The following is a 26,665-nucleotide window of genomic DNA, read 5'->3' as shown; positions in this document are numbered from 1 at the left end:
ACCGGTAAAAGGCATGCTGACGGGTCCGGTGACCATTCTCTGCTGGTCGTTCCCGCGTGAAGACATAACCCGGGAAACCATCGCCAAACAGATCGCCCTGGCGCTGCGCGATGAAGTTGCGGATCTGGAAGCGGCCGGGATTGGCATCATTCAGATCGACGAACCTGCGCTGCGTGAAGGTTTGCCGCTGCGTCGCAGCGACTGGGATGCTTACTTACAGTGGGGCGTGGAGGCGTTCCGCCTCAACGCGGCCGTCGCGAAGGACGATACGCAGATCCACACCCACATGTGTTACTGCGAATTTAACGACATCATGGACTCCATTGCCGCGCTCGACGCCGATGTGATCACCATCGAGACCTCGCGTTCAGACATGGAGCTGCTGGAGTCGTTCGAAGAGTTCGACTACCCGAACGAAATCGGGCCGGGCGTGTACGACATTCACTCCCCGAATGTGCCAAGCGTGGAGTGGATTGAATCGCTGCTGCAAAAAGCGGCCCAGCGCATCCCGGCGGAACGTCTTTGGGTAAACCCGGACTGCGGCCTGAAAACCCGTGGCTGGCCTGAAACCCGCGCGGCGCTGGCGAACATGGTGCAGGCGGCGCAGAATTTGCGTCAGGCTTGATGAAATGTAGGCCCGGTCAGGCGTAGCCGCCACCGGGCTTTTTGCTTTTACGCTTTTTTCCCGCCGTACTGGCTAAACCATGTCAGCATCCGCTGCCAGCCATCTTTCGCCGATTCCGCATGATAGCTCGGACGATAATCGGCATTAAAGGCGTGCCCGGCTTCCGGATACACCACAATTTCCGCCTTCGCGTTTGCTGCGCGCAACGCATGGCGCATGGTCTCGACCGTATCAAGCGGGATCCCGGTATCCTGACCGCCATAGAGCCCCAACACAGGCGCATTTAAATCCGTCGCAATATCAACAGGTTGCTTCGGTGAATTCAGCGTTTTTTCACCCACCAGCTTGCCGTACCAGGCCACGGCCGCTTTTAGCTGCGGGTTATGCGCGGCGTACAACCAGCTAATGCGTCCGCCCCAACAGAAGCCAGTCACCATCAGACGATGCGCATCGCCACCGTTGCGCGCTGCCCAGCTGGCAACGTGGTCGAGATCGGCCAGCACCTGCGCGTCCGGCACTTTGCTGACCAGGTTGCTGAACAGCGTCGGGATGTCGCTGTAATCATTCGGATCGCCCTGACGGAAATAGAGTTCCGGCGCAACGGCCAGGTAACCCTCCAGCGCCAGACGGCGGCAGAGGTCGCGAATATGTTCATGAACGCCAAATATTTCCTGCACCACGATCACGATGGGCAGCGGGCCATCGGCGGATTTTGGCCGCGCGTGGTACGCTGGCATGTTCTCTCCCTGGGAGGGAATGGAGGTCTCGCCTGCGGTAATGGCCTCTTCAGGGGTTGAGACGATGGTTGAAGCATGCGGGGCCGCAGCAGGTGCAAAACCGGTTTTTTCAGTCATGGCATTCTCCGTACCAATGAATGGATTAGCGCAAAGATAAATATAGACACCAGGTTAACAACCCACAGTGCCTTATAGCGTCTATCTTTTGTGCAGCACCCGGCGATATAACTTGTTAATGTGATGTGAATCACCATTTTATGGAAATTAACTGCAATCATTTTCATTCATGGTGAGGTGTGTCACGAAATAATGCACATTGCTTCTGTAAAGTACCGTTTTACTTCTTCTGACAAACCGACCCACAGAGGAGTCACCTATGTCTAAGTCTGATGTTTTTCATCTCGGCCTCACTAAAAACGATTTACAAGGGGCTACGCTTGCTATCGTCCCTGGCGATCCTGAGCGTGTGGAAAAGATCGCCGCGCTGATGGATAAGCCGGTTAAGCTGGCAGCGCATCGCGAATTCACCACCTGGCGCGCAGAGCTGGACGGTAAAGCGGTGATCGTGTGCTCTACCGGTATCGGTGGCCCGTCTACCTCTATCGCCGTTGAAGAGCTGGCACAGCTGGGCATTCGTACTTTCCTGCGCATCGGCACCACAGGCGCCATTCAGCCGCACATCAACGTGGGCGACGTGCTGGTTACCACCGCATCCGTGCGTCTGGACGGGGCAAGCCTGCACTTTGCACCGATGGAATTCCCGGCAGTGGCTGATTTCGAATGCACCACCGCGCTGGTTGAAGCCGCGAAGTCCGTGGGCGCCACCACCCACGTGGGCGTCACTGCATCTTCCGATACCTTCTACCCGGGCCAGGAGCGTTACGACACCTTCTCTGGTCGCGTGGTGAGCCGTTTCAAAGGCTCCATGGAAGAGTGGCAGTCGATGGGCGTCATGAACTACGAAATGGAATCTGCGACGCTGCTGACCATGTGCGCAAGCCAGGGTCTGCGTGCCGGTATGGTGGCGGGCGTTATCGTCAACCGTACCCAGCAGGAGATCCCGAACGCTGAAACCATGAAGCAGACTGAAAGCCATGCGGTGAAAATCGTGGTTGAAGCGGCGCGCCGTCTGATCTAATTCTCTCTTCAGTGCTAAAAGGCCGACATGCTCGGCCTTTCTTTTTTGCGTAACTCCTCGCAGGAAAACCCTTTCAAACTGGACGTTCATACAGCACAATTCTATTTTGTGCGGGTTACACGTGGATGCAGGGGGCATTGTGGATATCTCAATCCTGGTTTATGCGGTAGTTGCGCTGGTGAGCGTGGGGATTGGCTGGCTCATTTGCGGCTACCAACATGCTCAGCAGAAAGCCGATCAGCTGGCAGAGCGCGAAGAGATCGTCGCCGAACTCAGCGCGACGAAACAACAGCTTGCGCTGAGTGACCACTGGCGCGATGAGTGTGAACTGCTCAATAACGAACTGCGCAATCTTCGCGACATTAACACCTCGCTGGAGGCCGATCTCCGGGAAGTGACCACCCGCCTTGAATCCACCCAACTGCACGCCGAAGACACAATCCGTCAGATGATCAACAGCGAGCAGCGTCTTAGCGAGCAGTTTGAGAACCTTGCGAACCGCATTTTTGAGCACAGCAATCGCCGCGTGGATGAGCAGAACCGCCAGAGCCTGAACAGCCTGCTGACGCCGCTGCGTGAACAGCTGGACGGCTTTCGCCGTCAGGTGCAGGACAGCTTTGGTCAGGAGGCTCGCGAGCGCCACACGCTGGCGCATGAGATCCGTAATCTCCAGCAGCTGAATGCGCAGATGGCTCAGGAGGCGGTTAACCTGACGCGCGCACTGAAAGGTGATAACAAAGCGCAGGGAAACTGGGGCGAAGTGGTCATGACGCGCGTGCTGGAGGCCTCTGGCCTGCGTGAAGGATACGAATACGAAACGCAGGTCAGCATTGAAAACGATGCGCGCTCGCGAATGCAGCCGGATGTCATTGTTCGTCTGCCGCAGGGTAAAGATGTGGTTATCGACGCCAAAATGACGCTGGTGGCCTATGAGCGCTACTTCAACGCGGAAGATGACTATACCCGCGAGACAGCGTTGCAGGAGCATATCGCCTCCGTGCGTAACCATATCCGTCTGCTGGGCAGAAAAGATTATCAACAGTTGCCGGGGCTGCGATCGCTGGATTATGTGCTGATGTTCATTCCGGTTGAGCCAGCCTTCCTGCTGGCGCTCGACAGACAGCCCGAACTGATCACCGAAGCGCTGAAAAATAACATTATGCTGGTCAGCCCCACCACGCTGCTGGTGGCGTTACGTACCATTGCCAACCTGTGGCGTTATGAGCACCAAAGCCGAAACGCGCAGCAGATTGCCGATCGCGCCAGCAAGCTGTACGACAAAATGCGGCTGTTTGTGGACGATATGTCCTCGGTGGGGCAAAGCCTGGATCGCGCGCAGGATAACTACCGCCAGGCAATGAAAAAACTCTCCTCCGGGCGCGGCAATTTGCTGGCGCAGGCGGAGGCGTTTCGCAGCCTGGGGGTGGAAGTTAAACGCGAGATTAATCCGGAACTGGTGGAGCAGGCTACGGCTCAGGACGAAGAGTTTCGTCTGCGTGAAGGCGATGGTGAGCAAAATAGCCGCAATGAAGACAATGGGTTAGCGGCGAGTTTACCCCCCGAAGCGCAGTCGGCGCGTTTCTTTCACGGTGGTTGAAACTTAGGGCAAATGCGCCCAATCTGTTACACTTCACGAACATTTGACTGATTAGCAGGCTCTGAGATGGTTGACGATTCACAAGACACAACGCACTTTGGCTTTCAGACTGTCGCCAAAGCGCAGAAAGCTGACATGGTGGCCCACGTATTTCATTCCGTGGCGGCGAAGTACGATGTGATGAATGATTTGATGTCGTTTGGCATTCATCGCTTGTGGAAGCGCTTCACTATTGATTGCAGCGGCGTACGCCGTGGACAAAAGGTGCTGGATTTAGCCGGCGGCACAGGGGATCTGACCGCTAAATTCTCCCGTCTGGTTGGCGAAACCGGTCGCGTGGTGCTGGCAGATATCAACGACTCCATGCTGAAAATGGGACGCGAAAAGCTGCGTAACATCGGCGTGGTAGGCAACGTTGAATATGTTCAGGCCAACGCCGAAGCGCTGCCGTTCCCGGACAATACGTTCGACTGCATCACCATCTCCTTCGGCCTGCGTAACGTGACCGATAAAGATAAAGCGCTGCGCTCTATGTACCGCGTGCTGAAGCCGGGTGGCCGACTGCTGGTTCTCGAGTTTTCTAAACCAATTATCGACCCGCTGAGCAAAGCTTACGATGCCTATTCCTTCCACGTTCTGCCGCGCATCGGCGAGCTGGTGGCAAACGATGCAGAAAGTTACCGTTATTTGGCCGAATCCATCCGAATGCACCCGGATCAGGACACGCTGAAAGCGATGATGCAGGATGCGGAGTTTGAAAACGTGGAATACTTCAATATGACGGCGGGTGTCGTCGCGCTGCATCGTGGTTACAAGTTCTGAGTGGAGGTTTCCCGTGCCCATTAAACCCTTAGTCACCGCAGGCATCGAGAATGTACTGAATGCCTTTCTGTATCGCGCCCCGGCGCTGAAAACCGCACGTCAGCGGCTTAACGGAAAGGTGCTGCGTATCGTTTTAAAAGAGTTCTCGACGCCGCTTGTGCTGGTCTTCAGCGAACGCCAGCTTGACGTTCTGGGGGAGTGGGAAGGCGAGGCTGACTGCTCGGTGATTACGCACATGAGCGTATTGCCAAAACTGCGTGACCGTCAGCAGATGACGGCGCTTATTCGCAGCGGTGAGCTGGAGGTCGAGGGCGATATTCAGGTGGTACAGAACTTCGTTGCACTCAGCGATCAGGCTGAATTTGACCCCGCGGAACTGCTGGCGCCCTATATCGGCGACATCGCAGCTGAAGGGATAAGCAAAACGCTGCGCACGGGTTCCACTTTCCTGCGTAAAGGCCTGCTCCGTCAACAGCGCTATGCTGCCGAGGTGCTGACCGAAGAGTGGCGTATGGCGCCTGGGCCTTTAGAAGTCGCCTGGTTTGCAGAAGAGACCGCGGCAGTTGAGCGCGCAGTTGATGCGTTAACCAAACGGCTTGAAAAACTGGAGGGCAAATGACGCCTGGTGAAATTCGGCGCCTCTATTTTATCGTTCGCACCTTTTTGAGCTACGGGCTCGACGAGCTTATCCCCAGAATGCGTATCACCCTGCCGCTTCGGCTTTGGCGTCGCACGCTGTTCTGGATGCCGAATCGCCATAAGGATCAGGAGCTGGGCGCACGCCTGCGTCTTGCGTTGCAGGAGCTGGGACCGGTCTGGATCAAGTTTGGGCAGATGCTCTCAACGCGTCGCGACCTTTTCCCGCCGCAGATTGCCGATCAGCTCGCGCTATTGCAGGACCGCGTCGCTCCGTTTGACGGAGAGAGAGCGAAGAAACAAATCGAAGAAGCGATGGGCAATATCCCCATCGAGACCTGGTTTAATGATTTCGACATTCAGCCTCTGGCCTCTGCCTCTATTGCGCAGGTTCACACCGCGCGCCTGAAGGAGAATGGCAAAGAGGTGGTCATTAAGGTGATTCGCCCGGATATCCTGCCGGTTATCAGAGCGGACATGAAGCTGATCTATCGCCTGGCTCGCTGGGTGCCGCGTCTGTTGCCGGATGGCCGCCGTCTGCGTCCGCTGGAAGTGGTACGGGAATACGAAAAAACGCTCATCGATGAACTTAACCTGCTGCGTGAATCGGCGAACGCCATTCAGTTGCGTCGAAACTTTGAAGACAGCCCGATGCTGTATGTTCCTGAAGTCTATTCTGACTATTGCAGTCAGAACATGATGGTGATGGAACGTATCTACGGCATCCCGGTCTCGGACGTGGTAGCGCTGGAAAAACAGGGCACCAACATGAAGCTGCTTGCCGAGCGCGGCGTGCAGGTCTTCTTTACTCAGGTTTTCCGCGACAGCTTCTTCCATGCTGACATGCATCCGGGCAACATTTTCGTCAGCTATGAGCACCCGGAAGACCCGAAATACATCGGCATCGACTGCGGTATTGTCGGCTCGCTGAATAAAGAGGATAAGCGTTATCTCGCCGAGAACTTTATCGCTTTCTTCAATCGCGACTACCGTAAGGTGGCCGAACTGCACGTGGATTCAGGCTGGGTTCCGCCAGATACCAACGTGGAAGAGTTTGAATTTGCGATCCGTACCGTCTGTGAGCCAATTTTTGAAAAGCCGCTCTCAGAGATCTCTTTCGGGCATGTTCTGCTCAACCTGTTCAACACCGCACGTCGTTTTAATATGGAAGTGCAGCCACAATTAGTTTTACTTCAGAAAACATTACTTTACGTTGAGGGCGTAGGCCGCCAGCTCTATCCTCAGTTAGACTTGTGGAAAACCGCGAAACCGTTCCTCGAATCCTGGATTAAGGATCAGGTCGGTATTCCAGCCCTGGTTCGCTCGCTTAAAGAGAAAGGCCCGTTCTGGATTGAAAAAATGCCAGAAATTCCTGAACTGGTTTACGACAGTTTGCGTCAGAGCAAGAACCTTCAGCACAGCATGGATAAAATCGCGCACGAGCTTCAATCCAGTCGCGTGCGTCAGGGGCAGTCCCGCTATCTCTTCGGAATTGGCGCGACGCTGCTGATAAGCGGCACGTTGCTGTTGATCAATCGTCCGGACTGGGAAATGATGCCAGCCTGGATTATGGCTGCCGGTGTGGTTGTCTGGCTTGCTGGCTGGCAAAAAACACGCTGAATTAGCGTCGCTATCGAGGGATTGCATACGTATAATGCGATCTGACTAATTAATCATCTATCACTGGGGAACACGCATGGGTGGTATCAGTATCTGGCAGTTAGTGATCATTGCCGTCATTGTTGTGCTGCTGTTCGGCACGAAAAAACTCGGATCAATTGGTTCCGACCTGGGCGCGTCAATCAAAGGCTTCAAGAAAGCCATGAGCGATGATGAGAATAAGCAGGAAAAAAGCGGTCAGGACGCTGATTTTACCGCTAAATCTATCGCCGATAAGCAGGACGAAGCCAAAAAGGAAGAGGCCAAACGTCACGATAAAGAGCAGGTGTAATTCGTGTTCGACATTGGTTTTGGTGAGTTACTGCTGGTCTTTGTGATTGGTTTGATTGTGCTGGGGCCGCAGCGTTTACCCGTTGCGGTAAAAACTGTCGTGGGCTGGGTGCGTGCGCTCCGTTCGCTGGCAACGACCGTGCAGAACGAGCTGGCGCAGGAACTGAAGCTTCAGGAATTTCAGGACAGCCTGAAAAAGGTTGAAAAGGCGAGCATGGACAACCTGACGCCGGAGCTGAAAGCATCCATGGATGAGTTGCGCGAAGCGGCTGAATCCATGAAGCGCTCATACAGCGTTAACGATCCTGAGAAGGCGAGTGATGAAGCAAACACCATCCATAATCCGGTGGTGAAGGGCAGCGAAGAGCAGCGCGAGGGTGTGACGCCTTCCAGCGCGGAACATCAGGCTGCTTCGCCAGAGCAATCGCCGCAGGAGCCCGAAGTGAAAAAGCAGGTGCCGCCGGAAGAGCCCGTGGTCAAAACGGCTGAGGTAAAACCCGCCGCGCCCGTTTCCGAATCATCCCCCTCGTCGAGTGATAAAGCGTAAACATGGCAGTAGATGATACTCAACCGCTGATTACGCACCTCATTGAGCTGCGTAAGCGTCTGTTAAACTGCATTATTGCGGTTTTCCTCATTTTTTTATGTCTGGTCTATTTTGCCAACGATATCTATCAGGTGGTTTCCGCACCGCTGATTAAGCAGATGCCGCTGGGCGCAACGATGATTGCAACGGACGTTGCCTCGCCGTTCTTTACCCCGATCAAGCTGACCTTCTGGGTGTCGTTGATTGCCTCTGCGCCGGTCATTTTGTATCAGGTCTGGGCATTTGTGGCACCCGCGCTGTACAGGCATGAACGCAAGCTGGTTATTCCGCTGCTGGTGTCCAGTTCGCTGCTGTTTTATATCGGTATGGCGTTCGCCTACTTCGTTGTCTTCCCGCTGGCCTTCGGCTTCCTGACGCATACCGCGCCGGAAGGGGTACAGGTGTCGACGGACATCGCCAGCTACCTCAGCTTCGTGATGGCGCTGTTTATGGCGTTTGGTGTCGCCTTCGAGGTGCCCGTCGCGATTGTCCTGCTCTGCTGGGTGGGGGTGACCACGCCTGACGATCTACGTAAGAAGCGCCCGTACATCCTGGTGGGGGCATTTGTCGTAGGTATGCTGTTAACGCCACCGGACGTCTTCTCGCAAACCTTACTGGCGATACCCATGTACTGCCTGTTTGAAGTCGGCGTATTCTTCGCTCGTTTCTACGTCGGAAAGGGGCGTACCCGGGACGAAGAAGACGAGCCGTCTGAAGAGACCACTAAAGAATAAAACCAACCGCCCGTCAGGGCGGTTGTCATATGGGGATACGTATGTTTGATATCGGGCTTAACCTGACCAGCGCCCAGTTTGCGAAAGACCGCGATGAGGTGGTGGCGCGCGCCTTTGCCGCCGGCGTGAACGGGCTGTTACTGACGGGAACAAATCTGCATGAGAGTGAGCAGGCACGGCAGCTGGCGCAACGCTATCAACACTGCTGGTCCACCGCAGGCGTGCATCCTCATGACAGCAGCCAGTGGACGCAGGAAAGCGCTGAGGCGCTTCATCGTCTGGCGGCTACGCCAGAAGTGGTTGCCATTGGCGAATGCGGGCTTGATTTCAACCGTAACTTCTCGACGCCTGAAGAGCAGGAGAAGGCATTTACCGCCCAGCTCGCGCTGGCTGCAGAGCTGGGGATGCCGGTGTTTATGCACTGTCGCGATGCGCATGAACGTTTTCTGGCGCTACTGGACCCCTGGCTGGAGAAACTGCCAGGCGCGGTGTTGCACTGCTTTACGGGCTCCCGTCAGGAAGCGCTGGATTGCCTGAACCGCGGGCTTTACTTGGGTATCACGGGCTGGGTGTGCGATGAGCGTCGTGGGCTGGAGCTGCGCGAGCTGTTATCCGTAATCCCGGCCGATCGTTTGTTGCTGGAAACGGATGCGCCGTATCTGTTGCCCCGGGATATGCAGCCCAAACCGGCATCACGACGTAACGAACCGGCTTATCTGGGACACATTGCTGAGCGAGTGGCGTACTGGCGCGGGGAAGACGCGCAGTGGCTGGCAGCCCAAACCGATGACAACGTGCGTCGTCTGTTCGGCGTGCAGTTCTAAACTTTGCGGAAATCGGTGTTTTTAACGCTCTGCAACACCTCTTTGTTCAGCAGGTTGAGCAGCAGCATAGAACGCGCTTCACCGTCTGGTTCAGCGAAGATGGCCTGTAACCCTTCAAAAGCGCCTTCGGTGATCACCACGCTGTCCCCGGCATAAGGGGTTTCCGGATCGGTAATATCTTCAGGCTGCTGGTAGACAGAGAGCTGATGAATAACCGATGACGGTACTCTTGCCGGATGGGCGCCAAAACGTACAAAATGGCTGACGCCGCGCGTGGCGCTGATCGTCGTGGTGTGGATCACTTCGGGGTCGAACTCAACGAACAGATAGTTCGGGAACAGAGGCTCACTGACGGTCGTGCGTTTTCCACGCTGCATTTTTTCAAGCGTGATCACGGGCGTCAGGCAGTTAACAGACTGACGTTCAAGATGTTCCTGTGCGCGCTGAAGTTGCCCGCGTTTGCAATACAGTAAATACCAGGCCTGCATAATCACTCTTCCCATTGTTCGGGGCGCAAGCATACCAAAACCCTGGCGGGATCGCTAAGGTGATTATAATGGCGAAAAAGAGAGTAAGTCGTGGAAGTTCACGCTAATTTAACAAAATTACAGCATCACGCGGTCTTACGCCGTATAATGAAGCGCTTACAGAGAGGCCATGATTAACTGCATGAAATACCACGATCTACGCGACTTCCTGGCGCTGCTGGAAAAGCAGGGCGAACTCAAACGCATTACGCTTCCTGTTGATCCGTATCTGGAAATGACAGAAATCGCTGACCGCACCCTGCGCGCGGGCGGCCCGGCGTTGCTGTTTGAAAACCCAAAAGGCTACGCCATGCCGGTACTGTGCAACCTGTTTGGCACACCTCGCCGCGTGGCGATGGGCATGGGGCAGGAAGATGTCACGGCGTTACGTGAAGTGGGCAAACTGCTGGCCTTTCTGAAAGAGCCGGAGCCGCCAAAAGGGTTCCGCGACCTGTTCGACAAGCTGCCGCAGTTTAAGCAGGTGTTGAATATGCCCACCAAACGCCTGCGCGGCGCGCCATGCCAGCAAAAAGTGCTGGAAGGCGATGCAGTTGATCTGACCAAAATTCCCATTATGCAGTGCTGGCCTGAAGATGCCGCACCGCTGATTACCTGGGGCCTCACCGTGACGCGTGGGCCGCATAAAGAGCGTCAAAACCTCGGCATTTATCGCCAGCAGCTGATTGGCAAGAACAAGCTCATCATGCGCTGGTTGTCCCACCGCGGTGGCGCGCTGGATTTCCAGGAGTGGTGCGCGGCCCATCCGGGCGAACGCTTCCCGGTTTCCGTCGCGCTGGGTGCCGATCCGGCAACCATTCTGGGCGCGGTGACGCCTGTTCCTGATACGCTGTCTGAATATGCCTTTGCAGGGCTGCTGCGCGGCACCAAAACCGAAGTGGTGAAGTGCATCTCCAATGACCTGGAAGTGCCAGCCAGCGCAGAGATCGTGCTGGAAGGTTACATTGAACAGGGCGAGCTGGCACCCGAAGGACCGTACGGCGACCACACCGGATATTACAACGAAGTGGATAACTTCCCGGTATTCACCGTCACGCACATTACCCAGCGTGAAGATGCCATCTATCACTCTACCTACACCGGCCGTCCACCGGATGAACCGGCGGTACTTGGCGTGGCGCTGAACGAAGTGTTCGTGCCGATCCTGCAAAAGCAGTTCCCGGAAATTGTTGATTTTTATCTGCCGCCGGAAGGGTGTTCGTATCGCCTGGCGGTGGTGACGATGAAGAAGCAGTATGCCGGTCACGCTAAGCGCGTGATGATGGGCGTATGGTCTTTCCTGCGCCAGTTTATGTATACCAAGTTTGTGATTGTCTGCGATGATGACGTCAATGCCCGCGACTGGAATGACGTCATCTGGGCCATCACCACGCGTATGGATCCGGCGCGTGATACGGTGTTAGTGGAAAACACGCCGATTGATTATCTGGACTTTGCCTCGCCGGTTTCCGGCCTTGGTTCAAAAATGGGACTGGATGCCACGAACAAATGGCCTGGCGAAACCGACCGTGAATGGGGTCGCCCGATCGAAAAAGATCCTGCCGTGACCGCGCGAATTGACGCGATCTGGGACGAGCTGGCCATAATGAATAACGGTAAGGCAGAATAAGACCGTTTAGCCCTATAGACTTCCCGACAGAGAGAGCGAATGACAACCTTAAGCTGTAAAGTGACGTCGGTAGATGCTATTACCGACACCGTATATCGCGTCCGTTTGGTTCCTGAAGCGGCATTCTCATTCCGTGCCGGTCAGTACCTGATGGTCGTGATGGACGAGCGTGATAAGCGTCCTTTCTCTATGGCCTCAACGCCAGCAGAGAAGGAATTTATTGAGCTGCATATTGGTGCGTCTGAGCTTAACCTGTACGCGATGGCCGTGATGGATCGCATCCTGAAAGAGCGTGAAATCGTGGTCGATATTCCTCATGGCGAGGCCTGGCTGCGTGAAGACGAAGACCGTCCGCTGATCCTGATTGCCGGTGGTACAGGCTTCTCCTATGTCCGCTCTATTCTGTTGACGGCGCTGGCGCGTAATCCAAATCGCGATATCACCATCTACTGGGGCGGCCGTGAAGAGAAGCACCTTTACGATCTGTCTGAGCTGGAAGCGCTGAGCGTCAATCATCCAAACCTGCGCATCGAGCCGGTCGTCGAGCAGCCGGAAGAGGGCTGGCGCGGGCGCAGCGGCACGGTGCTGACTGCGGTATTGCAGGATCACGGAACGCTGGCCGGGCACGATATCTACATTGCCGGTCGCTTTGAAATGGCGAAAATTGCCCGCGACCTGTTCTGCAACGAGCGTGACGCGCGGGAAGATCGTCTGTTTGGCGATGCGTTTGCGTTTATCTGATTGTGAGACCCGCTTCGGCGGGTTTTTTACGCTCGGGCAATAGCGCTGGTGAAAATTTAACCTTGAAATGGGCGGCGCATTGCCGTTATTCTTGTTCCCGTTAAATTTCGCCCTCAGGAGCGCCCCCCAAAAATGAACAAACACGACTGATGAATTTCGATCCTTGCTCAACGCATCGCGTCGGCAGGGGATGTTTTGATTTCATTCAGGAGTGCTTATGGCTCATTTTGCGCAATCCCCCTCTTTTATTTTGCATCAGGTCACCTGTCAGTTTGCGACGGGCGATATCCTTTTTGGTCCACTGAATCTTTCTCTGGATGCGTCAGTGTGTGCGCTGGTTGGCCGCAACGGCAGCGGTAAAACACGCCTTCTGCGTCTGCTGGCAGGGGTTGATGAACCCGCCAGCGGTCACATTGAGCGCTTTGGTACACACGTCTATGTGGCGCAGCAGCAGGATATTTCTGCGGATACGACTCTTGCCGGACTGCTTGGTTACGACGCGATCTTTGCGGCGCGCACGCGCATCGACGGCGGTCATTATGAACCCGACGATCTCGACACGCTCGATGGTTACTGGGATCTGGCTGAACGGCTAAGCCAGGCTTTTATCGCTGCAAAACTTCCCGCTTTTGAGCCGAACAAACGCGCGGCAGAGCTGAGCGGCGGCGAGCGCATTCGTGCCTTGCTGTGCGGCGCATTCACCGCGGATGCTGATTACCTGCTGCTGGACGAACCGACCAACCACCTCGACAGGCAAGGCCGCGTGTGGTTCTACGAGCAGCTTTCCCGGTATCAGGGCGGGGTGCTGGTGGCCTCTCACGACCGTGAGTTGCTGGCCCGGGTACCGCGTATCCTTGAACTGAGCGCGTTGGGCTTGCGCAGCTACGGCGGGAATTATGCTGACTATCGAACCCAGCGTGATGCTGAGCAGCTGGCTGCCCGCGCCGCGCTGGAGCATGCTGCCACCGAACGCAAGCGTACCCGCGCCCGTATGCATAAAGAGCATGACGACAGCCAGCGGCGTTCGGCCAAAACGCTTCGCACGGTCGACAGCCTTAACATCGCCTCGTTTGAACGGGTCAAATACAAAGGGGCGGCGAAAGAGCGGATTGGTTCCTGGAAAAAACAGCATAGCGATCAAAATCATGCCCTGAACGCTGCGGTTAACCAGGCACGCGAGCGGGTTGAAGAAGATAACGCGGTGATGTTTACCCTGCCGGGCAGTGAAATCCCGGAAGGAAAACAGGTGCTGGTGCTGGAAGAACTGGTGCTTCCGCACGTGCCTGTCTCCCCGATAAACTGGCGAATGGATGGCCCGATGCGCGTGGCGCTACGCGGGCCGAACGGCTGTGGGAAATCCACGCTGTTGAAAGTGATGTTGGGCGAAACCGCCCCTGTTACGGGAACCTGTAAGGTCTCCGTCAGATGTGCTTATCTCGATCAGCATCTTTCCCGGCTGGATCTGTCGCAGTCGGTGATGACACACCTTAGCCTGGGCAATACACCGCTCGAAGAGGGGGCGCTGCGTACCCGTTTAGCGCAGCTTCAGCTGGGCGCGGAGAAAGTGACACTTCCACTGGCCGATCTAAGCGGCGGCGAGCGCCTGAAGGCCGCGCTGGCCTGCGTATTGTGGCGTGAAGCGGCAACGCAGCTGTTGCTTCTGGATGAGCCGACCAACCACCTCGATCTGGCTTCCGTTCAGGCCATTGAAGCGGCCCTGGCCGATTATCCCGGCGCGCTGCTGGTGGTGTCGCACGATGAAGCGTTTTTAGCAGGATTAAAGCTGACGCATGAGCTGGTGTGGGAAGAGTCGGGATGGCGATGTGAAAGCCTCTAAACACAAGCCCCCGCAAGGGCGGGGGCAAACAAACTTTATCAGGCTAACTGCTTGCGAAGGTCAGGGTTTGCCTGGATCAGGCGCATCAGCTTTAGCTCGGCTGGGGTAGGTTTTTCACGCTTTGACTCCCACTCCAGCACCATCGCTACGCTGACACCCATCGCTCTTGCGAATTCATCTGTTTTCAGGCCCGACCCTTTGCGTAAACGCTCAAATTCACTAAAAGGATTGGACTTTTGATTCAGGGTAACCGTCGGCGGTACATCTTTAAAAATAATCTGTTCCAGGCTGCTCAGCAGCTCAAACTCAGGATCTTTTAATTCCATTGAGAACTCCTCATAAATCACACATCGGGATCATGAACATCAGAGAGCATGTTAAGAATAGTCCTTAAACCAAACACAGGATCGTCACGGTTGTGATTAATTGTGCGATAACGATCGCTTTACCCGTTTCAGCTATATGGATAGTTATGCTAATTAACTGATTAATCATATGTAGGGATGCACAGGTATTTTTTTGTAAATAGTCAGTACAAAAACGGCAATACCCGTTTTGCATGAAAACTCTATCTTGCAAGGCTGACCTGGACTATCCTTGTCAGCGTTGGGCACGCGTGTGCCGGTGTGCGCTTTTTGGGTGAAAGGAGTAATAAAATGGCGACAGGAAAGTCCTGCTCTCGCTGGTTTGCGCCTATTGCGGCGTTGTTGATGGTTGTTAGCCTGAGTGGGTGTTTCGATAAAGAAGGCGATCAGCGCAAAGCGTTTATCGATTTTTTACAGAATACAGTGATGCGTAGCGGCGAGCGTTTACCAACGCTGACTGCGGATCAGAAAAAACAGTTTGGTCCATTCGTGTCGGATTACGCCATTCTGTATGGCTATTCACAGCAGGTAAGCCAGGCGATGGATTCGGGCATTCGCCCGGTCGTGGATAGCGTCAATGCCATTCGCGTTCCACAGGATTATATGACCCAGCGCGAACCGCTGCGCCAGTCCAACGGCGCCCTTGGGGTGCTGAGCCAGCAGTTGCAAAATGCCAAAATGCAGGCTGATGCGTCGCGCTCCGCGTTGAAGCAGGACGAGGATCTCAAGCCGGTTTATGACCAGGTGTATGAGAAAGTCGTGACCAAGCCGTCAAACGCCTTGCAACCACTGATCCCGGCGGCGCAGGTCTTTACTCAGCAGCTGGTTCAGGTGGGTGACTTTATTAATGAGCAGGGTACGCAGGTGAGCTTCGTCTCTAACGGTATCCAGTTCCCGACCTCCCAGCAGGCGAGTCAGTACAATACGCTGATAGGGCCGCTGGCGTCCCAGCATCAGGCCTTTAGCCAGGCCTGGAGCGCAGCGGTCGCTGCAACGGAATAAGAAAAACCCCCGCTTCGGCGGGGTTTTTTTATGCATGATGAAAATAACGCTTGTCATTCTTCTACCATATCGGTATAACTATCTTCGTCGGTTTGTTACACAGACCTAAAGCAGTTTAGTAAAGCAGTCCAGATTGTTATCCATAGATACCCTTCGTAGTGACCCTTCCTTCATCGCTTAAAAATCTGTAACGCAATCCATCAAGCCGGAAGGCACAATATATTTGTTAATAAGGTAATTTCTATGTCTGCTAAAATGACTGGTCTGGTAAAATGGTTCAACGCTGATAAAGGTTTCGGCTTCATCACTCCTGACGATGGCTCTAAAGACGTGTTCGTACACTTCTCTGCTATCCAGAACGATGGCTACAAATCTCTGGATGAAGGTCAGAAAGTTTCCTTCACCATCGAAAGCGGCGCTAAAGGCCCAGCAGCTGGTAACGTTGTAAGCCTGTAAGCTTCCAGCCCAGTAGCACAAAATTCAAAAACCCGCCTTCTGGCGGGTTTTTTCGTTTCTACTGTTGTATCTGCGGGTTAACGCAGTTCTTATCCACTTTACCGCCGAGCGCGGCAATCAGATTATCCACGGCGGTCGCCGCCATGTTGTAGCGTGTTTCGTGAGTTGCAGAGCCGATGTGGGGCAGGGCGACGACGTTTGGCATGTTCAGTAGCGGAGAATCCACCGGCAGTGGCTCCTGTTCAAACACGTCCAGACCGGCGGCATGGATCTCACCGTTTTGCAGTGCCTCAATCAGCGCCTTCTCATCGACCACCGGGCCGCGACCTGCGTTGATGAAAATGGCCGATTTCTTCATCTTTTCAAACGCCGCCCTGCCGATGAGATGACGCGTTTCATCCGTCAGCGGCAGGATCAGGCAGACAAAGTCGGCTTCCTGCAACAACGTATCAAGCTCGCAGTAACGGGCGTTGAAACGTTCTTCAGCTTCAGCGTGATGACGGCGTGCATTATACAGAATGGGCATGTTGAAGCCGAAATGGGCGCGCTGTGCCAGCGCCAGACCGATACGGCCCATCCCAACAATCCCCAGCGTTTTGCCATGTACGTCCACGCCGAACCAGTCCGGGCCAATGCTTTTCGTCCATTCGCCCGCTTTCACGCGCTCAGCCACCTCCACCACGCGACGAGCAGTGCTGAGCACCAGCGCCATCAGCGTGTCGGCGACGGTTTCCGTCAGAGCATGTGGCGTGTGCATCAGCAGGATGTTGCGCGCGTTAAGCGCATCCACGTCGAAATTGTCGTAGCCCACAGAAACGGTTGAGGTTGCACGAAGCTTCGGCATTTTCTCCAGCAGCGCTGCATCCACCTTTTCGCTTGAACCCAGCAGGCCCTCGGCGCAGGCAAACGCGTCGGCGTGCTGTGCCACGGTTTGCGGGCTGAGGTTCTTTACCCGGGTAACGGTAAAGTGTTCCTCCAGGCGTTTTTGCAGATCTTCAGGCAGTGCTTTGTACAAAATGACGGACGGCTTCATGCTAATCTCCGTTGATTTAAAAGGATTCAGGCGTGGCGTGCGCCGACGGGTAGCTGTTGATTATTAGCAGGCTTAACGATCAGAGTAAGCCATACCGAGGCAAAAAGCGCCACCCCCATAAAGATGTAAGAAGCTGAAGGGCTGCCGGTGGCGCCGTTCAGATAGCCCACAAACCACGAGCCAAAGAACGAACCCAGCGCACCCATACTGTTGATCAGCGCCATCGCGCCCCCTGCGACGTTACGCGGCAGCATTTCCGGGATGATGGCAAAGAACGGACCATACGGGGCATACATGGCCGCACCCGCAATCACCAGCAGCGTATACGAGGCCCAGAAGTGGTTCGCGCCTACGGCCCAGGAGCCAATGAAGGCAAAAGCAGCGATCAGCAGGAGTGGCCAGACGAACAGCTTACGGTTTTGCAGCTTGTCCGATGCCCAGGAGACGATAATCATCGCGATGGTTGCAGCCAGGTAAGGCACTGATGACAGCCAGCCCACTTCCACCATGCCAAGGTTTTCACCGCCGCTGCGGATAATCGACGGCAGCCACAGAACAAAGCCGTACACGCCAATACTCCAGGTAAAATACTGTGCGCATAGCAGAATAACGTTCCGGGAGCGGAAGGCTTCGCCGTAGTTACGTACCGCTTTCAGCCCCTGCTGCTCTTTATCCAGCTGCGCCTGGAGTGCGGCTTTTTCGTCTTCAGAAAGCCATTTTGCCTGGGCTGGCTTATCTTTCACCAGCACCCACCAGCAGAAGGCCCAGATAATCGCGGGAACCCCTTCGATGATGAACATCTCGCGCCAGCCGAAGGACTGGATCAGATAGCCGGAAACCACCGACATCCACAGCACGGTGACCGGGTTACCGAGTATCAGGAACGTATTGGCACGTGAACGCTCAGATTTTGTGAACCAGTTGCTGATGTAAATCAGCATTGCTGGCATGACGGCCGCCTCAACCACGCCGAGAATAAAGCGAATAGCCGCCAGAGCAGGAATGTTATTCACCACGCCAGTCAGCGATGCACATGCACCCCATAAGATCAGGCAGATGAAAATGAGCTTTCGCACGCTGCGGCGTTCAGCGTAAATCGCGCCGGGGATCTGGAAGAAGAAATAACCCAGGAAGAAGAGGGCGCCCAGCAGGGAGGAGACCCCTTTGGTGATCCCGAGGTCTTCGTTGATCCCGGCGGCGGATGCAAAACTGAAGTTGGCACGATCCAGGTACGCCAGGCTGTACGTGATAAACACGATTGGCATGATGTACCACCAGCGTTTTACTGCATTGGTCGAACTGTTCATAGGCTTGCCTCTGTTGTTGAGGTTGTTGCCGCCGTTGTCTGTAGGGTACACGGTGGCTTAATTATCTGGTGCGGATTGCTGCCCTCACCCTGGCCCTCTCCCTGTAGGAGAGAGAATTTAGATTCCGAGCTCTGCTCGTGTTGGTAATCCTTCGCTGTCGCCCTGCACCTGAATCGCCAGCGAACCAATTTTGTTGCCTCGCGCCACGGCCTGCGACAGCGGTTTGCCCTCCAGCAGGGCGCTGATGATCCCGACGGCAAACCCATCGCCCGCACCCACGGTATCGACCACGTTGTCGACTTTTACCGCAGCGACGGCGCCTTGCTCGCCGTCGGCAGTTTTGAACCATGCACCGTCAGCACCGGTTTTCAGCACCACGGCTTTTACTCCTTTGTTGAGGTAAAAATCAGCAATGCCTTCCGGCGTGCTCTCGCCAGTGAGGATCATTCCCTCTTTTACCCCCGGCAGTACCCAGTCCGCCTGAAACGCCAGTCGGTTGAGTTTCTCAACCATCTCCGCTTCGCTTTTCCACAGCACCGGACGCAGGTTTGGATCAAAGGAGATCGTTTTGCCCTGCGCTTTCATTGCCGAAGCGGCATGATCGAGTAAATCGTACGAACTGGCCGAGAGTGCCGCCGCCACGCCGCTCAGGTGCAGGTGACGCGCGGAGGAGAAATACGCAGCGTGATAATCATCCACGGAGAGATGGCTTGCCGCTGAGCCTTTACGGAAATACTCCACGATGGGATCGGTTCCATTTTCAACTTTAGATTTCAGCTGAAAACCCGTCGGGAAGCGTCCGTCGAGGGTCACGCCTGCGGCATCAATGCCCTCTTTTTTCAGCGAGTCGAGTACGAAATGGCCAAAGCTGTCATTTCCCACGCGGCTTACCCAGCCAACATTCAGCCCCAGCCGCGCAAGGCCGGTAGCAACATTCAGCTCAGCACCTGCAACGCGTTTGATAAAGTGCTCCACTGCGTTCAGCTCGCCTGTTTCGGTGGCGACAAACATCGCCATGGCCTCGCCGATGGTGATGACATCCAGCGTCTTGTGCATGGTTTACTCCTCGCGCAGCAGGTTGACGTAATGGCGGGTGACGGCGGTGAGATCCGTCCCTTCCAGCGGAAATTCGATACCGCGTGGCGCATCGGCAGGCAGTTGATTAAGCAGATCCCGCCAGCGAGAATCGGTCTGATCCGGCGCGACGGCGCGGAATTGCGCCTTATGCGGGACCGCGGCCTTCACATGAATGTAGCTCACGGCGGGAGCCAACTGACGTGCAGCCTCTTCCGGGGAGTCGCCAACCCACAGCCAGTTGCCCATATCGAACGTCAGCGTGACCGGCAGCGCCATTACCCGGCAGGCGGCTTTGAAGCGCTGCATCGGAGCGAGCTGACCGCAGTCGGTCTGGTCGTTTTCCACCACCAGCGTCATGCCGCTTTCATCCAGCAGTACGCGCAGGGCTTCAAGCGGTTGTTTGTCGCTGAAATGGCCCAGCGAGACTTTAAGCCACAGGGCGTTCAGGGTGCTGGCTTCGCTAAGGTAGCGCGGAAGATCCGGGTTGAGGGTTCCATCGGGCATAAACAGGGGGGCCGGGGCGGAGTAGCACGCCAGTAAACCCAGCAGTTCAATGGACTCGCGGAGCGCAGGCAGGGCCATTAACTCGTCGCTGCTGAAGAGCTCGCGGCGGATTTCAACGCCATCAGCCCCTGCGCCGGCAATAACGGGAAGCATCGCCCGTTGTCCGCCTGCTTGTCGCACCTGATCCGCGCCATACGCGGCGGTGACCACCATAATTTTCCTGCTCATTTCCTGACTCCAGGGCGTAATCGATAGTATTACGCTAGATGGAACCGGTTCCAAAGAAAAGATCGGGATGCTGAATTTATGATCGCTGTCACGAAGGGGAAATTAACGGGCAGTAGAGCCGCGAACGATCAGCTCGCCAGAAAAAACCTGCTCGCGTACGGCGTCGCGGGTGCCTTCAATGCGGCGAACCACTTGTTCAACCGCGGCATAGCCGATCTGCCAGGTGGGTTGTTTGAGGGTGGTAATGCCTACGCCAGCAAGTTCAGCCCACTCCAGTTCATCAAAGCCGAGTAAGCCGATGTCGCTGCCCCAGTGCAGGCCAATGCGTTTAAGCGAGCGGGCAACCTGAAGCGTCAGCGCCCCGTTCGCGGAGATCACCGCTTTGCGCATACCCCGATGGCGGGTATGGAACTGGCGCAGGGTATTATCCAGCTGACCGGCTTCATGGAGGGAGATTTCGGCATTTTCGGCGATCACACCGGGATAACGCGCCAGCGTGGCACGAAATGCAGCCAGGCGGTCGCGGCGGGTGTTAACCATACCCAGCGGTTCGCTCAGGAACAAAATGGCTTCGAAACCCTGTTCAATCAGATGTTCGGTGGCAGTGGTGGCCGCCTGGGTGTTATCCAGCCCGACCACATCGCAGGCAAATTCCGGGATTTTGCGGTCAATAAGCACCATCGGCAGCGACGATTGTTGCAGGCGATTCAGTCCCTCTTCGCGCATCCCGACGGCATTGACCACGATCCCTTCCACCTGATAGCTGCGCAGCAGATCGAGGTAGTGCAACTCCTGATCAACTTCGTTATTGGTGTTACAGACCAGCGGGGTAAAGCCTTTCTCACGGCACGCCGCCTCAATGCCGCTGAGGACGTTAACGGAGTAAGGGTTGGTGATATCGGCGATGATGAGGCCAATCAGACGGGTACGACCCCGCTTGAGGCCGCGCGCCATCAGGCTGGGACGGTAGTCGAGATCGGCAATGGCCTGTTCAATTCGCGCCAGCAGCGCATCGGAAAGCAGGTGTTTCTCGCCGTTGAGGTAGCGTGAAATGCTGGTTTTACCGGTTTTGGCGGCTTTCGCCACGTCGCTGATGGTGGCCCGGGTTGGTTTGCTCATCGCTGATTTTCCTGAACTTAGTGAGAATACCTTAGCGGGAAAATCTGGCGAATCAAGCAATTTGCCAGGTGGCGGTCTGATGCCCTCACCCCAGCCCTCTCCCACGGGAGAGGGCGCAAACACTAAAAACGGCAACGGGGTTGCCGTTTTGCTTTTACCTACTGCACAGGGCTCAACGTAATCTCAACGCGGCGGTTCTGCGCTTTGCCTTCCGCCGTGCTGTTGCTGGCGATCGGGTTAGCCGGACCCATGCCGCTGGTGCGGATGCGGTTCGCTTCTACGCCCTGGGTGATCAGCGAGCTGGCCACGGAATCGGCACGCTGCTGCGACAGACGCATGTTCAGATCCTGGCTGCCGGTACTGTCGGTGTAGCCAATCACGTTCACGGCAGTTTTGTTGTACTCTTTCAGCACCGCGGCCACGCCGGTCAGGGTGTTCGCGCCTGCGGGTTTCAGCGTCGCGCTGCTGCTGTCAAAGGTCACGTTGTTTGGCATGTTCAGGATGATGTTGTCACCGCTGCGCGTCACGCTCACGCCTGTACCTTTCATTTTGTCACGGAGTTTTGCTTCCTGCACATCCATGTAATAACCCACGCCGCCGCCCAGGGCTGCGCCTGCCGCTGCGCCAATCAGCGCACCTTTACCGCGATCTTTCTTGGAGGAGGAGAGTGCGCCAACGCCAGCGCCCACCAGGGAACCAATACCCGCGCCAATGCCGGATTTACCCGCTTCGCGTTCGCCGGTGTAAGGGTTGGTTGTGCAGCCTGAAACAGCCAGTGCACCGCTCACCAGAGCGGCAATAACGAGTACGCGTTTTTTCATCTTATTTCCTTAATCCTTTTTATTCTTTGCCACGACGGACGTGGCAGTGGATTATGACGTCCGAATACGGAGAAAATTCAGTGTATAACTCTGAAATTTGTCACAAACGATAAACTGCCTCAATGAAAGGCCGTCATACCTGCACGCAACCAGGAGCGCACGCTTTGAGCACCTCAACAAAAACCATTCTGACCGCCGCCCACTGGGGGCCGATGCTGGTCGAAACCGATGGCGACACCGTGCTGTCGTCTCGCGGGGCTTTGCCTTCGCGCCATCTCAACTCTTTACAGACCGTCGTTCGCGATCAGGTACATAGCGAAACCCGCGTACGCTGGCCGATGGTGCGTAAAGGCTTTCTGGCGTCACCGGATAAACCGCAAGGTATTCGCGGGCAGGATGAGTTCGTGCGCGTGAGCTGGGACGATGCCCTGGCGCTGATCCATACGCAGCATAAACGCATCCGCGACAGCTATGGCCCGTCGTCCATTTTTGCCGGCTCCTATGGCTGGCGCTCAAACGGCGTGCTGCATAAGGCCGCAACCCTGCTGCAACGCTATATGAGCCTGGCCGGAGGATATACCGGCCATCTGGGTGATTACTCGACCGGCGCGGCGCAGGCGATCATGCCGTATGTCGTGGGCGGAAATGAGGTTTATCAGCAGCAGACCAGCTGGCCGCTGGTGCTGGAGCATACAGAGGTGGTGGTGCTGTGGAGCGCCAACCCGCTCAATACCCTTAAAATTGCCTGGAATGCGTCCGACGAGCAGGGCGTTTCCTACTTCGATGCGCTGCGCAAAAGCGGCAAGCGCATCATCTGTATCGATCCGATGCGTTCTGAAACGCTTGATTTCTTCGGCGACAGCGCCGACTGGATCGCGCCGCATATGGGCACCGACGTGGCGATGATGCTGGGTATCGCCCACACCCTGGTGGAGAAGGGCTGGCACGACACGGAATTTCTGACGCGCTGCACAACGGGGTTCGATAAATTTGCCGACTATCTGACGGGCAAAACCGACGGTATCGCCAAAACCGCAGAGTGGGCTGCGGCGATTTGCGGCGTTGATGCCGCTAAAATCCGCGAACTGGCAGCGTTATTCCATAGCAATGTCACGATGCTCATGTCCGGATGGGGGATGCAGCGCCAGCAGTTTGGCGAGCAGAAGCACTGGATGCTGGTGACGCTCGCCGCGATGCTTGGGCAGATTGGCACACCCGGCGGCGGTTTTGGCCTTTCCTATCACTTTGCCAACGGCGGCAACCCGACGCGTAAAGCGGCGGTGCTGGCGTCCATGCAGGGCTCGGTGCAGGGGGGCGTGGACGCTGTGGATAAAATTCCGGTGGCACGCATTGTTGAAGCTCTGGAGAACCCCGGCGGGTTTTATCAGCACAACGGTCAGGATCGCCATTTCCCGGATATTAAGTTTGTCTGGTGGGCGGGTGGGGCCAACTTCACCCATCACCAGGATACCAACCGCCTGATCCGCGCCTGGCAGAAACCGGAGCTGGTGGTGATCTCGGAGTGCTTCTGGACCGCGTCAGCGAAACATGCCGATATCGTTTTGCCCGCCACGACCTCGTTCGAGCGTAACGATCTCACCATGACGGGGGATTACAGCAACCAGCATATGGTACCGATGAAGCGCGTCGTGGCTCCCCGGGATGAAGCGCGGGATGATTATGACGTCTTTGCTGACCTGAGTGAATTATGGGAAGCGGGCGGACGGGAGCGTTTCACCGAGGGCAAAACGGATCTGCAATGGCTGGAAACGTTTTACCAGATTGCAAGCCAGCGCGGGGCTGCGCAGGGCGTGACGCTGCCGCCATTTGCTGAATTCTGGGAGGCGAATCAACTCTTCGAAATGCCGGAAAGCGAGCAGAACGCGCGGTTTGTGCGCTTTGCTGACTTCCGTCGCGATCCGGAGAATAACCCGTTAAAAACCGAAAGCGGGAAGATTGTGATCCACAGCGAGCGCATCGCCAGCTTTGGCTACGCGGACTGCCCGCCGCACCCGGCGTGGCTGGAGCCGGACGAATGGCATGGCAATGCGCAGCCGGGGCAGCTTCAGCTGCTGTCTGCCCATCCTGCCCATCGTCTGCACAGCCAGCTCAACTATTCGGCTCTGCGCGAGCAGTATGCGGTGGCGGGTCGTGAGCCGATCGCGCTGAATAGCGACGATGCAAAGGCGCGGGGGATTAACGACGGCGATCTCGTTCGCGTCTGGAACGCACGCGGGCAGGTGCTGGCTGGCGCCGTGGTGAGTGACGGGATCCGCCCAGGCGTGTTCTGCATTCATCAGGGAGCATGGCCGGATCTGGCGCTGGACGAGGGCGGTATTTGTAAGAACGGCGCCGTAAACGTGCTGACCAAAGATCTCCCCAGCTCGAAGCTGGGGAATGGCTGTGCGGGGAATACGGCGCTGGCATGGGTGGAGAAATATGAGGGGCCGGCGCTTCCCCTTACGGCATTTGATCCGCCTGCCAGCTCATGATCCACGTCGGGTGTTGGGTATCATCCTGCCAGGCGCTGTCTTCGATGCGAAAACCCTGAGCATGATAGAAATTCACCGCCCGCACGTTTTTCTGATACACCTCCAGGGTTAAATACGGGTAGTGCTGCTGAACATAGTTCAGCAGCGCACGCCCGATCCCCCTTCCGATGAACGCCGGGGCGACAAACAACGCCCCCACGAACTGGAACTGCATGACGCTGATAAAACCGCACAGGGTACCGTTTTCCTCCCAGACCCAGGTCTCGGCGGCGGGAAGGTAATCATCCCGCACTACCGCTTCATTCGCTTGCCAGTAACTTGCGTCGATAAACGGATGCGCCTCGGTGGTGCTCTCCAGCCACAGACTCAAAAGCGGAGCGGTATCCTCACTTTGCCATTTGCGGATCATGGTGGCCCTCCGGGTGGCAGAAGCAGCCCTTAATGTGGTCATTGACCAGCCCGCAGGCCTGCATAAAGGAGTAACAGATGGTGGTGCCCACAAACTTAAAGCCGCGTTTTTTCAGTGCTTTTGACAGGGCATCTGAGGCGGGGGTCGACGTTGGGATCTCTGCAAGCGTGGCGGCCTGCGTCACCTTCGGCTCGTTATCCACAAACGACCAGACAAAAGCTGAGAAGGGTTCGCCGTTTTGCTCCATCGCCAGATAAGCACGCGCGTTACCAATAATGGCCTGAATTTTACCGCGATGGCGGATGATACCGGTATCCAGAACCAGCCTTTCCACGTCTTCGTCGGTCATGGCGGCCACCGCAACCGGATCGAAATGGTGGAAGGCCTTGCGATAGTTCTCACGCTTTTTCAGAACGGTGATCCACGACAGCCCGGCCTGCTGGCCTTCAAGGCAAATCATTTCAAACAGTTTTTTACCGTCGGTTTCCGGCACGCCCCATTCCTTGTCGTGATAATCGATATAAAGCTGATCCTGGCTTACCCAGCCGCAACGTTGCATAGGTCATCTCCCTTCCTGATACGGTAAACGCAAAAATTTCAATCTGCCCGGCTTGACGTGTTTGCTAAAGAGACAATAGTTAATACAGGGCTATACGCCCTAATACCTCTTCGAACAATGACATATATCGCCGAACTCGGCTCTTTCTGGAGTCGCTTTGATGATGTTAAAAAAAATCAGTGGTCGCCATGCTGCTTCTGGCCTGGTGGGTGTCTCAGCCTGCCTGCTTATATGTAACACCGCTTTTGCGTGGCAACAGGAATATATCGTTTCAGATGCACAAAGTAATACGACGGAACGCTATACATGGGACGCCGATCACCAACCTCGTTATGAAGATATTCTCGCGGAGCGTATCAACCATTCGCAGAATGCTGCGGGCTTTGCCCTGAACGACCCATCCGGTTCAGATGCGGAAACCGTTCTGAGCGTTGGCTGGAATTTTCCCGTGGCGGGACATTTTACCACCGGCCCCGTCATGGCGTGGCGCACTGATGGCGCTCCCCCTGCAACGGTGAATGCATTTGGTGAGGTAACTACCACGCAGCCGCTTACCGATCCCCTCTGGCATGCCAGCGTGAACTCGTTGGGGTGGCGCGTTGATACGCAGTATGGTGATTTACATCCCTGGGCGAAGATCAGCTACAACCAGCAGTCGGAGGAAGAATATTTGTACACCCTGGGCTTAAGCGCCAAATTTTAGAATTGTTACTTTTTTAAACGCTGCGGTAACATATTTAATACAATAACGGCGCGGGCTGTGGTGATAGTGGTCACTCACCTTTAAGCGTTTTCTTTTCCGGCAAGGTCATTCATTCCCGCTTCCAGGCATTTCATTCCGTATCTCCTGCATTTCATGCCGTTTTACCCCTGGCGTTTTGGGGTTTTGTTTATCGTGTCCTCAGCGAACTT

Annotated in this window: 27 protein-coding genes and 1 pseudogene; 17 read left to right on the top strand and 11 right to left on the bottom strand. The window is 55.8% G+C overall.

Going from position 1 to position 26,665, the window contains the following annotated elements; translation table 11 throughout:
• Window positions 1-625 (top strand): annotated as a pseudogene (locus ACOTX2_RS19505) (5-methyltetrahydropteroyltriglutamate--homocysteine S-methyltransferase); the annotation flags it as partial.
• Between the two features lie 47 nt (window positions 626-672).
• Here ACOTX2_RS19505 and ACOTX2_RS19500 read toward each other — a convergent pair.
• Complete coding sequence (locus ACOTX2_RS19500; RefSeq protein WP_023299052.1) at window positions 673-1,479, bottom strand: dienelactone hydrolase family protein; 807 nt, start codon at window positions 1,477-1,479, stop codon at window positions 673-675.
• Window positions 1,480-1,738: 259 nt separating this feature from the next.
• Between ACOTX2_RS19500 and udp the strand changes: the two genes are divergently transcribed.
• From udp to tatD, 9 genes are all read left to right on the top strand, one after another.
• A complete protein-coding gene (udp, locus tag ACOTX2_RS19495; RefSeq protein WP_003860792.1) occupies window positions 1,739-2,500 on the top strand; it encodes a uridine phosphorylase in 762 nt (253 codons plus the stop codon).
• 139 nt (window positions 2,501-2,639) lie between these two features.
• Entirely contained in the window at window positions 2,640-4,097 is a 1,458-nt protein-coding gene (rmuC, locus tag ACOTX2_RS19490; protein ID WP_100148790.1) for a DNA recombination protein RmuC, read from the top strand.
• 66 nt (window positions 4,098-4,163) lie between these two features.
• Window positions 4,164-4,919, top strand: coding sequence for a bifunctional demethylmenaquinone methyltransferase/2-methoxy-6-polyprenyl-1,4-benzoquinol methylase UbiE (gene ubiE / locus ACOTX2_RS19485; RefSeq protein ID WP_022646673.1), 756 nt, complete (start codon window positions 4,164-4,166; stop codon window positions 4,917-4,919).
• Between the two features lie 13 nt (window positions 4,920-4,932).
• Window positions 4,933-5,538 (top strand): ubiquinone biosynthesis protein UbiJ, encoded by a 606-nt coding sequence (gene ubiJ / locus ACOTX2_RS19480; protein WP_022646674.1) that lies wholly within the window; start codon window positions 4,933-4,935, stop codon window positions 5,536-5,538.
• Window positions 5,535-7,175 carry a ubiquinone biosynthesis regulatory protein kinase UbiB gene (gene ubiB / locus ACOTX2_RS19475; protein WP_063148231.1) on the top strand — a complete coding sequence of 547 codons (1,641 nt, stop codon included), beginning with the start codon at window positions 5,535-5,537 and terminating at the stop codon, window positions 7,173-7,175. The genes ubiJ and ubiB overlap by 4 nt, the downstream gene beginning before the upstream one ends.
• 76 nt (window positions 7,176-7,251) lie before the next feature.
• Entirely contained in the window at window positions 7,252-7,506 is a 255-nt protein-coding gene (tatA, locus tag ACOTX2_RS19470; protein WP_022646676.1) for a Sec-independent protein translocase subunit TatA, read from the top strand.
• Between the two features lie 3 nt (window positions 7,507-7,509).
• Window positions 7,510-8,052, top strand: coding sequence for a Sec-independent protein translocase protein TatB (gene tatB, locus ACOTX2_RS19465; RefSeq protein ID WP_022646677.1), 543 nt, complete (start codon window positions 7,510-7,512; stop codon window positions 8,050-8,052).
• Between the two features lie 2 nt (window positions 8,053-8,054).
• Window positions 8,055-8,825 (top strand): Sec-independent protein translocase subunit TatC, encoded by a 771-nt coding sequence (tatC, locus tag ACOTX2_RS19460; protein WP_022646678.1) that lies wholly within the window; start codon window positions 8,055-8,057, stop codon window positions 8,823-8,825.
• A gap of 41 nt (window positions 8,826-8,866) precedes the next feature.
• On the top strand, window positions 8,867-9,649 hold the full coding sequence (gene tatD, locus ACOTX2_RS19455; RefSeq protein ID WP_032626531.1) for a 3'-5' ssDNA/RNA exonuclease TatD: 783 nt from the start codon (window positions 8,867-8,869) through the stop codon (window positions 9,647-9,649).
• Here tatD and rfaH read toward each other — a convergent pair.
• On the bottom strand, window positions 9,646-10,137 hold the full coding sequence (rfaH, locus tag ACOTX2_RS19450) for a transcription/translation regulatory transformer protein RfaH (protein ID WP_032626529.1): 492 nt from the start codon (window positions 10,135-10,137) through the stop codon (window positions 9,646-9,648). The genes tatD and rfaH overlap by 4 nt on opposite strands.
• A 172-nt stretch (window positions 10,138-10,309) precedes the next feature.
• On the opposite strand from rfaH, the gene ubiD reads away from it, so the two are divergent.
• The 3 genes from ubiD (at window position 10,310) to ACOTX2_RS19435 (ending at window position 14,381) form a co-directional block, all read left to right on the top strand.
• The gene (ubiD, locus tag ACOTX2_RS19445; RefSeq protein WP_088581798.1) at window positions 10,310-11,803 is read left to right on the top strand and encodes a 4-hydroxy-3-polyprenylbenzoate decarboxylase; all 1,494 of its coding nucleotides are present in this window, start codon (window positions 10,310-10,312) and stop codon (window positions 11,801-11,803) included.
• Between the two features lie 39 nt (window positions 11,804-11,842).
• Window positions 11,843-12,544: an NAD(P)H-flavin reductase gene (gene fre, locus ACOTX2_RS19440; protein ID WP_003860778.1), complete on the top strand. Its 702-nt coding sequence runs from the start codon at window positions 11,843-11,845 to the stop codon at window positions 12,542-12,544.
• A gap of 217 nt (window positions 12,545-12,761) precedes the next feature.
• Entirely contained in the window at window positions 12,762-14,381 is a 1,620-nt protein-coding gene (locus tag ACOTX2_RS19435) for an ABC-F family ATP-binding cassette domain-containing protein (protein ID WP_063148232.1), read from the top strand.
• Between the two features lie 38 nt (window positions 14,382-14,419).
• On the opposite strand, the gene ACOTX2_RS19430 is transcribed toward ACOTX2_RS19435, so the two are convergent.
• The gene (locus ACOTX2_RS19430) at window positions 14,420-14,707 is read right to left on the bottom strand and encodes an HTH-type transcriptional regulator (RefSeq protein ID WP_003860776.1); all 288 of its coding nucleotides are present in this window, start codon (window positions 14,705-14,707) and stop codon (window positions 14,420-14,422) included.
• 330 nt (window positions 14,708-15,037) lie between these two features.
• Between ACOTX2_RS19430 and ACOTX2_RS19425 the strand changes: the two genes are divergently transcribed.
• Both ACOTX2_RS19425 and cspE read left to right on the top strand, forming a co-directional pair.
• Window positions 15,038-15,748 carry a DUF3053 domain-containing protein gene (locus ACOTX2_RS19425; RefSeq protein WP_023299059.1) on the top strand — a complete coding sequence of 237 codons (711 nt, stop codon included), beginning with the start codon at window positions 15,038-15,040 and terminating at the stop codon, window positions 15,746-15,748.
• Between the two features lie 243 nt (window positions 15,749-15,991).
• The gene (gene cspE / locus ACOTX2_RS19420) at window positions 15,992-16,204 is read left to right on the top strand and encodes a transcription antiterminator/RNA stability regulator CspE (RefSeq protein ID WP_003860775.1); all 213 of its coding nucleotides are present in this window, start codon (window positions 15,992-15,994) and stop codon (window positions 16,202-16,204) included.
• Between the two features lie 58 nt (window positions 16,205-16,262).
• On the opposite strand, the gene ghrB is transcribed toward cspE, so the two are convergent.
• The 6 genes from ghrB to ACOTX2_RS19390 all read right to left on the bottom strand — a co-directional run bounded on the left by ghrB (window position 16,263) and on the right by ACOTX2_RS19390 (window position 22,293).
• Window positions 16,263-17,237, bottom strand: coding sequence for a glyoxylate/hydroxypyruvate reductase GhrB (gene ghrB, locus ACOTX2_RS19415; protein ID WP_022646684.1), 975 nt, complete (start codon window positions 17,235-17,237; stop codon window positions 16,263-16,265).
• A 26-nt stretch (window positions 17,238-17,263) separates the two neighbouring features.
• Complete coding sequence (locus ACOTX2_RS19410) at window positions 17,264-18,544, bottom strand: MFS transporter (RefSeq protein ID WP_001089079.1); 1,281 nt, start codon at window positions 18,542-18,544, stop codon at window positions 17,264-17,266.
• Between the two features lie 117 nt (window positions 18,545-18,661).
• A complete protein-coding gene (locus ACOTX2_RS19405; protein WP_063148234.1) occupies window positions 18,662-19,600 on the bottom strand; it encodes a sugar kinase in 939 nt (312 codons plus the stop codon).
• A gap of 3 nt (window positions 19,601-19,603) precedes the next feature.
• Window positions 19,604-20,353, bottom strand: coding sequence for a sugar phosphate isomerase/epimerase family protein (locus tag ACOTX2_RS19400; protein WP_063148235.1), 750 nt, complete (start codon window positions 20,351-20,353; stop codon window positions 19,604-19,606).
• A 102-nt stretch (window positions 20,354-20,455) separates the two neighbouring features.
• A complete protein-coding gene (locus ACOTX2_RS19395; protein WP_023305241.1) occupies window positions 20,456-21,472 on the bottom strand; it encodes a LacI family DNA-binding transcriptional regulator in 1,017 nt (338 codons plus the stop codon).
• 158 nt (window positions 21,473-21,630) lie between these two features.
• Window positions 21,631-22,293 (bottom strand): OmpA family lipoprotein, encoded by a 663-nt coding sequence (locus tag ACOTX2_RS19390; RefSeq protein ID WP_022646688.1) that lies wholly within the window; start codon window positions 22,291-22,293, stop codon window positions 21,631-21,633.
• A gap of 122 nt (window positions 22,294-22,415) precedes the next feature.
• Between ACOTX2_RS19390 and ACOTX2_RS19385 the strand changes: the two genes are divergently transcribed.
• Window positions 22,416-24,785 carry a molybdopterin guanine dinucleotide-containing S/N-oxide reductase gene (locus ACOTX2_RS19385; protein ID WP_063148236.1) on the top strand — a complete coding sequence of 790 codons (2,370 nt, stop codon included), beginning with the start codon at window positions 22,416-22,418 and terminating at the stop codon, window positions 24,783-24,785.
• Here ACOTX2_RS19385 and ACOTX2_RS19380 read toward each other — a convergent pair.
• Complete coding sequence (locus ACOTX2_RS19380; protein WP_022646690.1) at window positions 24,754-25,194, bottom strand: N-acetyltransferase; 441 nt, start codon at window positions 25,192-25,194, stop codon at window positions 24,754-24,756. The two genes, ACOTX2_RS19385 and ACOTX2_RS19380, sit on opposite strands and share 32 nt — an antisense overlap.
• Window positions 25,172-25,753: a DNA-3-methyladenine glycosylase I gene (gene tag, locus ACOTX2_RS19375; RefSeq protein ID WP_022646691.1), complete on the bottom strand. Its 582-nt coding sequence runs from the start codon at window positions 25,751-25,753 to the stop codon at window positions 25,172-25,174. The genes ACOTX2_RS19380 and tag overlap by 23 nt, the downstream gene beginning before the upstream one ends.
• A 160-nt stretch (window positions 25,754-25,913) precedes the next feature.
• Between tag and ACOTX2_RS19370 the strand changes: the two genes are divergently transcribed.
• Window positions 25,914-26,456: a lipase gene (locus tag ACOTX2_RS19370; protein WP_023299064.1), complete on the top strand. Its 543-nt coding sequence runs from the start codon at window positions 25,914-25,916 to the stop codon at window positions 26,454-26,456.
• Window positions 26,457-26,665: the final 209 nt, after the last annotated feature.

Origin of the sequence: Enterobacter cloacae complex sp. IR5412 (assembly GCF_049237385.1) — a bacterium.
GTDB classification, from domain to species: domain Bacteria; phylum Pseudomonadota; class Gammaproteobacteria; order Enterobacterales; family Enterobacteriaceae; genus Enterobacter; species Enterobacter intestinihominis.
The sequence above is the reverse complement of the archived record's forward strand: the minus strand, read 5'-3'. Positions and strand labels throughout refer to the sequence as shown.

What these genes read in the sequence shown, in the direction of transcription:
- ACOTX2_RS19500 (WP_023299052.1), bottom strand. Translation starts at nt 1,479, where the DNA reads ATGACTGAAAAAACCGGTTTTGCACCTGCTGCGGCCCCGCATGCTTCA.
- udp (WP_003860792.1), top strand. Translation starts at nt 1,739, where the DNA reads ATGTCTAAGTCTGATGTTTTTCATCTCGGCCTCACTAAAAACGATTTA.
- ubiE (WP_022646673.1), top strand. Translation starts at nt 4,164, where the DNA reads ATGGTTGACGATTCACAAGACACAACGCACTTTGGCTTTCAGACTGTC.
- ubiB (WP_063148231.1), top strand. Translation starts at nt 5,535, where the DNA reads ATGACGCCTGGTGAAATTCGGCGCCTCTATTTTATCGTTCGCACCTTT.
- tatA (WP_022646676.1), top strand. Translation starts at nt 7,252, where the DNA reads ATGGGTGGTATCAGTATCTGGCAGTTAGTGATCATTGCCGTCATTGTT.
- tatC (WP_022646678.1), top strand. Translation starts at nt 8,055, where the DNA reads ATGGCAGTAGATGATACTCAACCGCTGATTACGCACCTCATTGAGCTG.
- tatD (WP_032626531.1), top strand. Translation starts at nt 8,867, where the DNA reads ATGTTTGATATCGGGCTTAACCTGACCAGCGCCCAGTTTGCGAAAGAC.
- rfaH (WP_032626529.1), bottom strand. Translation starts at nt 10,137, where the DNA reads ATGCAGGCCTGGTATTTACTGTATTGCAAACGCGGGCAACTTCAGCGC.
- fre (WP_003860778.1), top strand. Translation starts at nt 11,843, where the DNA reads ATGACAACCTTAAGCTGTAAAGTGACGTCGGTAGATGCTATTACCGAC.
- ACOTX2_RS19435 (WP_063148232.1), top strand. Translation starts at nt 12,762, where the DNA reads ATGGCTCATTTTGCGCAATCCCCCTCTTTTATTTTGCATCAGGTCACC.
- ACOTX2_RS19430 (WP_003860776.1), bottom strand. Translation starts at nt 14,707, where the DNA reads ATGGAATTAAAAGATCCTGAGTTTGAGCTGCTGAGCAGCCTGGAACAG.
- ACOTX2_RS19425 (WP_023299059.1), top strand. Translation starts at nt 15,038, where the DNA reads ATGGCGACAGGAAAGTCCTGCTCTCGCTGGTTTGCGCCTATTGCGGCG.
- cspE (WP_003860775.1), top strand. Translation starts at nt 15,992, where the DNA reads ATGTCTGCTAAAATGACTGGTCTGGTAAAATGGTTCAACGCTGATAAA.
- ghrB (WP_022646684.1), bottom strand. Translation starts at nt 17,237, where the DNA reads ATGAAGCCGTCCGTCATTTTGTACAAAGCACTGCCTGAAGATCTGCAA.
- ACOTX2_RS19410 (WP_001089079.1), bottom strand. Translation starts at nt 18,544, where the DNA reads ATGAACAGTTCGACCAATGCAGTAAAACGCTGGTGGTACATCATGCCA.
- ACOTX2_RS19405 (WP_063148234.1), bottom strand. Translation starts at nt 19,600, where the DNA reads ATGCACAAGACGCTGGATGTCATCACCATCGGCGAGGCCATGGCGATG.
- ACOTX2_RS19400 (WP_063148235.1), bottom strand. Translation starts at nt 20,353, where the DNA reads ATGAGCAGGAAAATTATGGTGGTCACCGCCGCGTATGGCGCGGATCAG.
- ACOTX2_RS19395 (WP_023305241.1), bottom strand. Translation starts at nt 21,472, where the DNA reads ATGAGCAAACCAACCCGGGCCACCATCAGCGACGTGGCGAAAGCCGCC.
- ACOTX2_RS19390 (WP_022646688.1), bottom strand. Translation starts at nt 22,293, where the DNA reads ATGAAAAAACGCGTACTCGTTATTGCCGCTCTGGTGAGCGGTGCACTG.
- ACOTX2_RS19385 (WP_063148236.1), top strand. Translation starts at nt 22,416, where the DNA reads ATGAAAGGCCGTCATACCTGCACGCAACCAGGAGCGCACGCTTTGAGC.
- ACOTX2_RS19380 (WP_022646690.1), bottom strand. Translation starts at nt 25,194, where the DNA reads ATGATCCGCAAATGGCAAAGTGAGGATACCGCTCCGCTTTTGAGTCTG.
- tag (WP_022646691.1), bottom strand. Translation starts at nt 25,753, where the DNA reads ATGCAACGTTGCGGCTGGGTAAGCCAGGATCAGCTTTATATCGATTAT.
- ACOTX2_RS19370 (WP_023299064.1), top strand. Translation starts at nt 25,914, where the DNA reads ATGATGTTAAAAAAAATCAGTGGTCGCCATGCTGCTTCTGGCCTGGTG.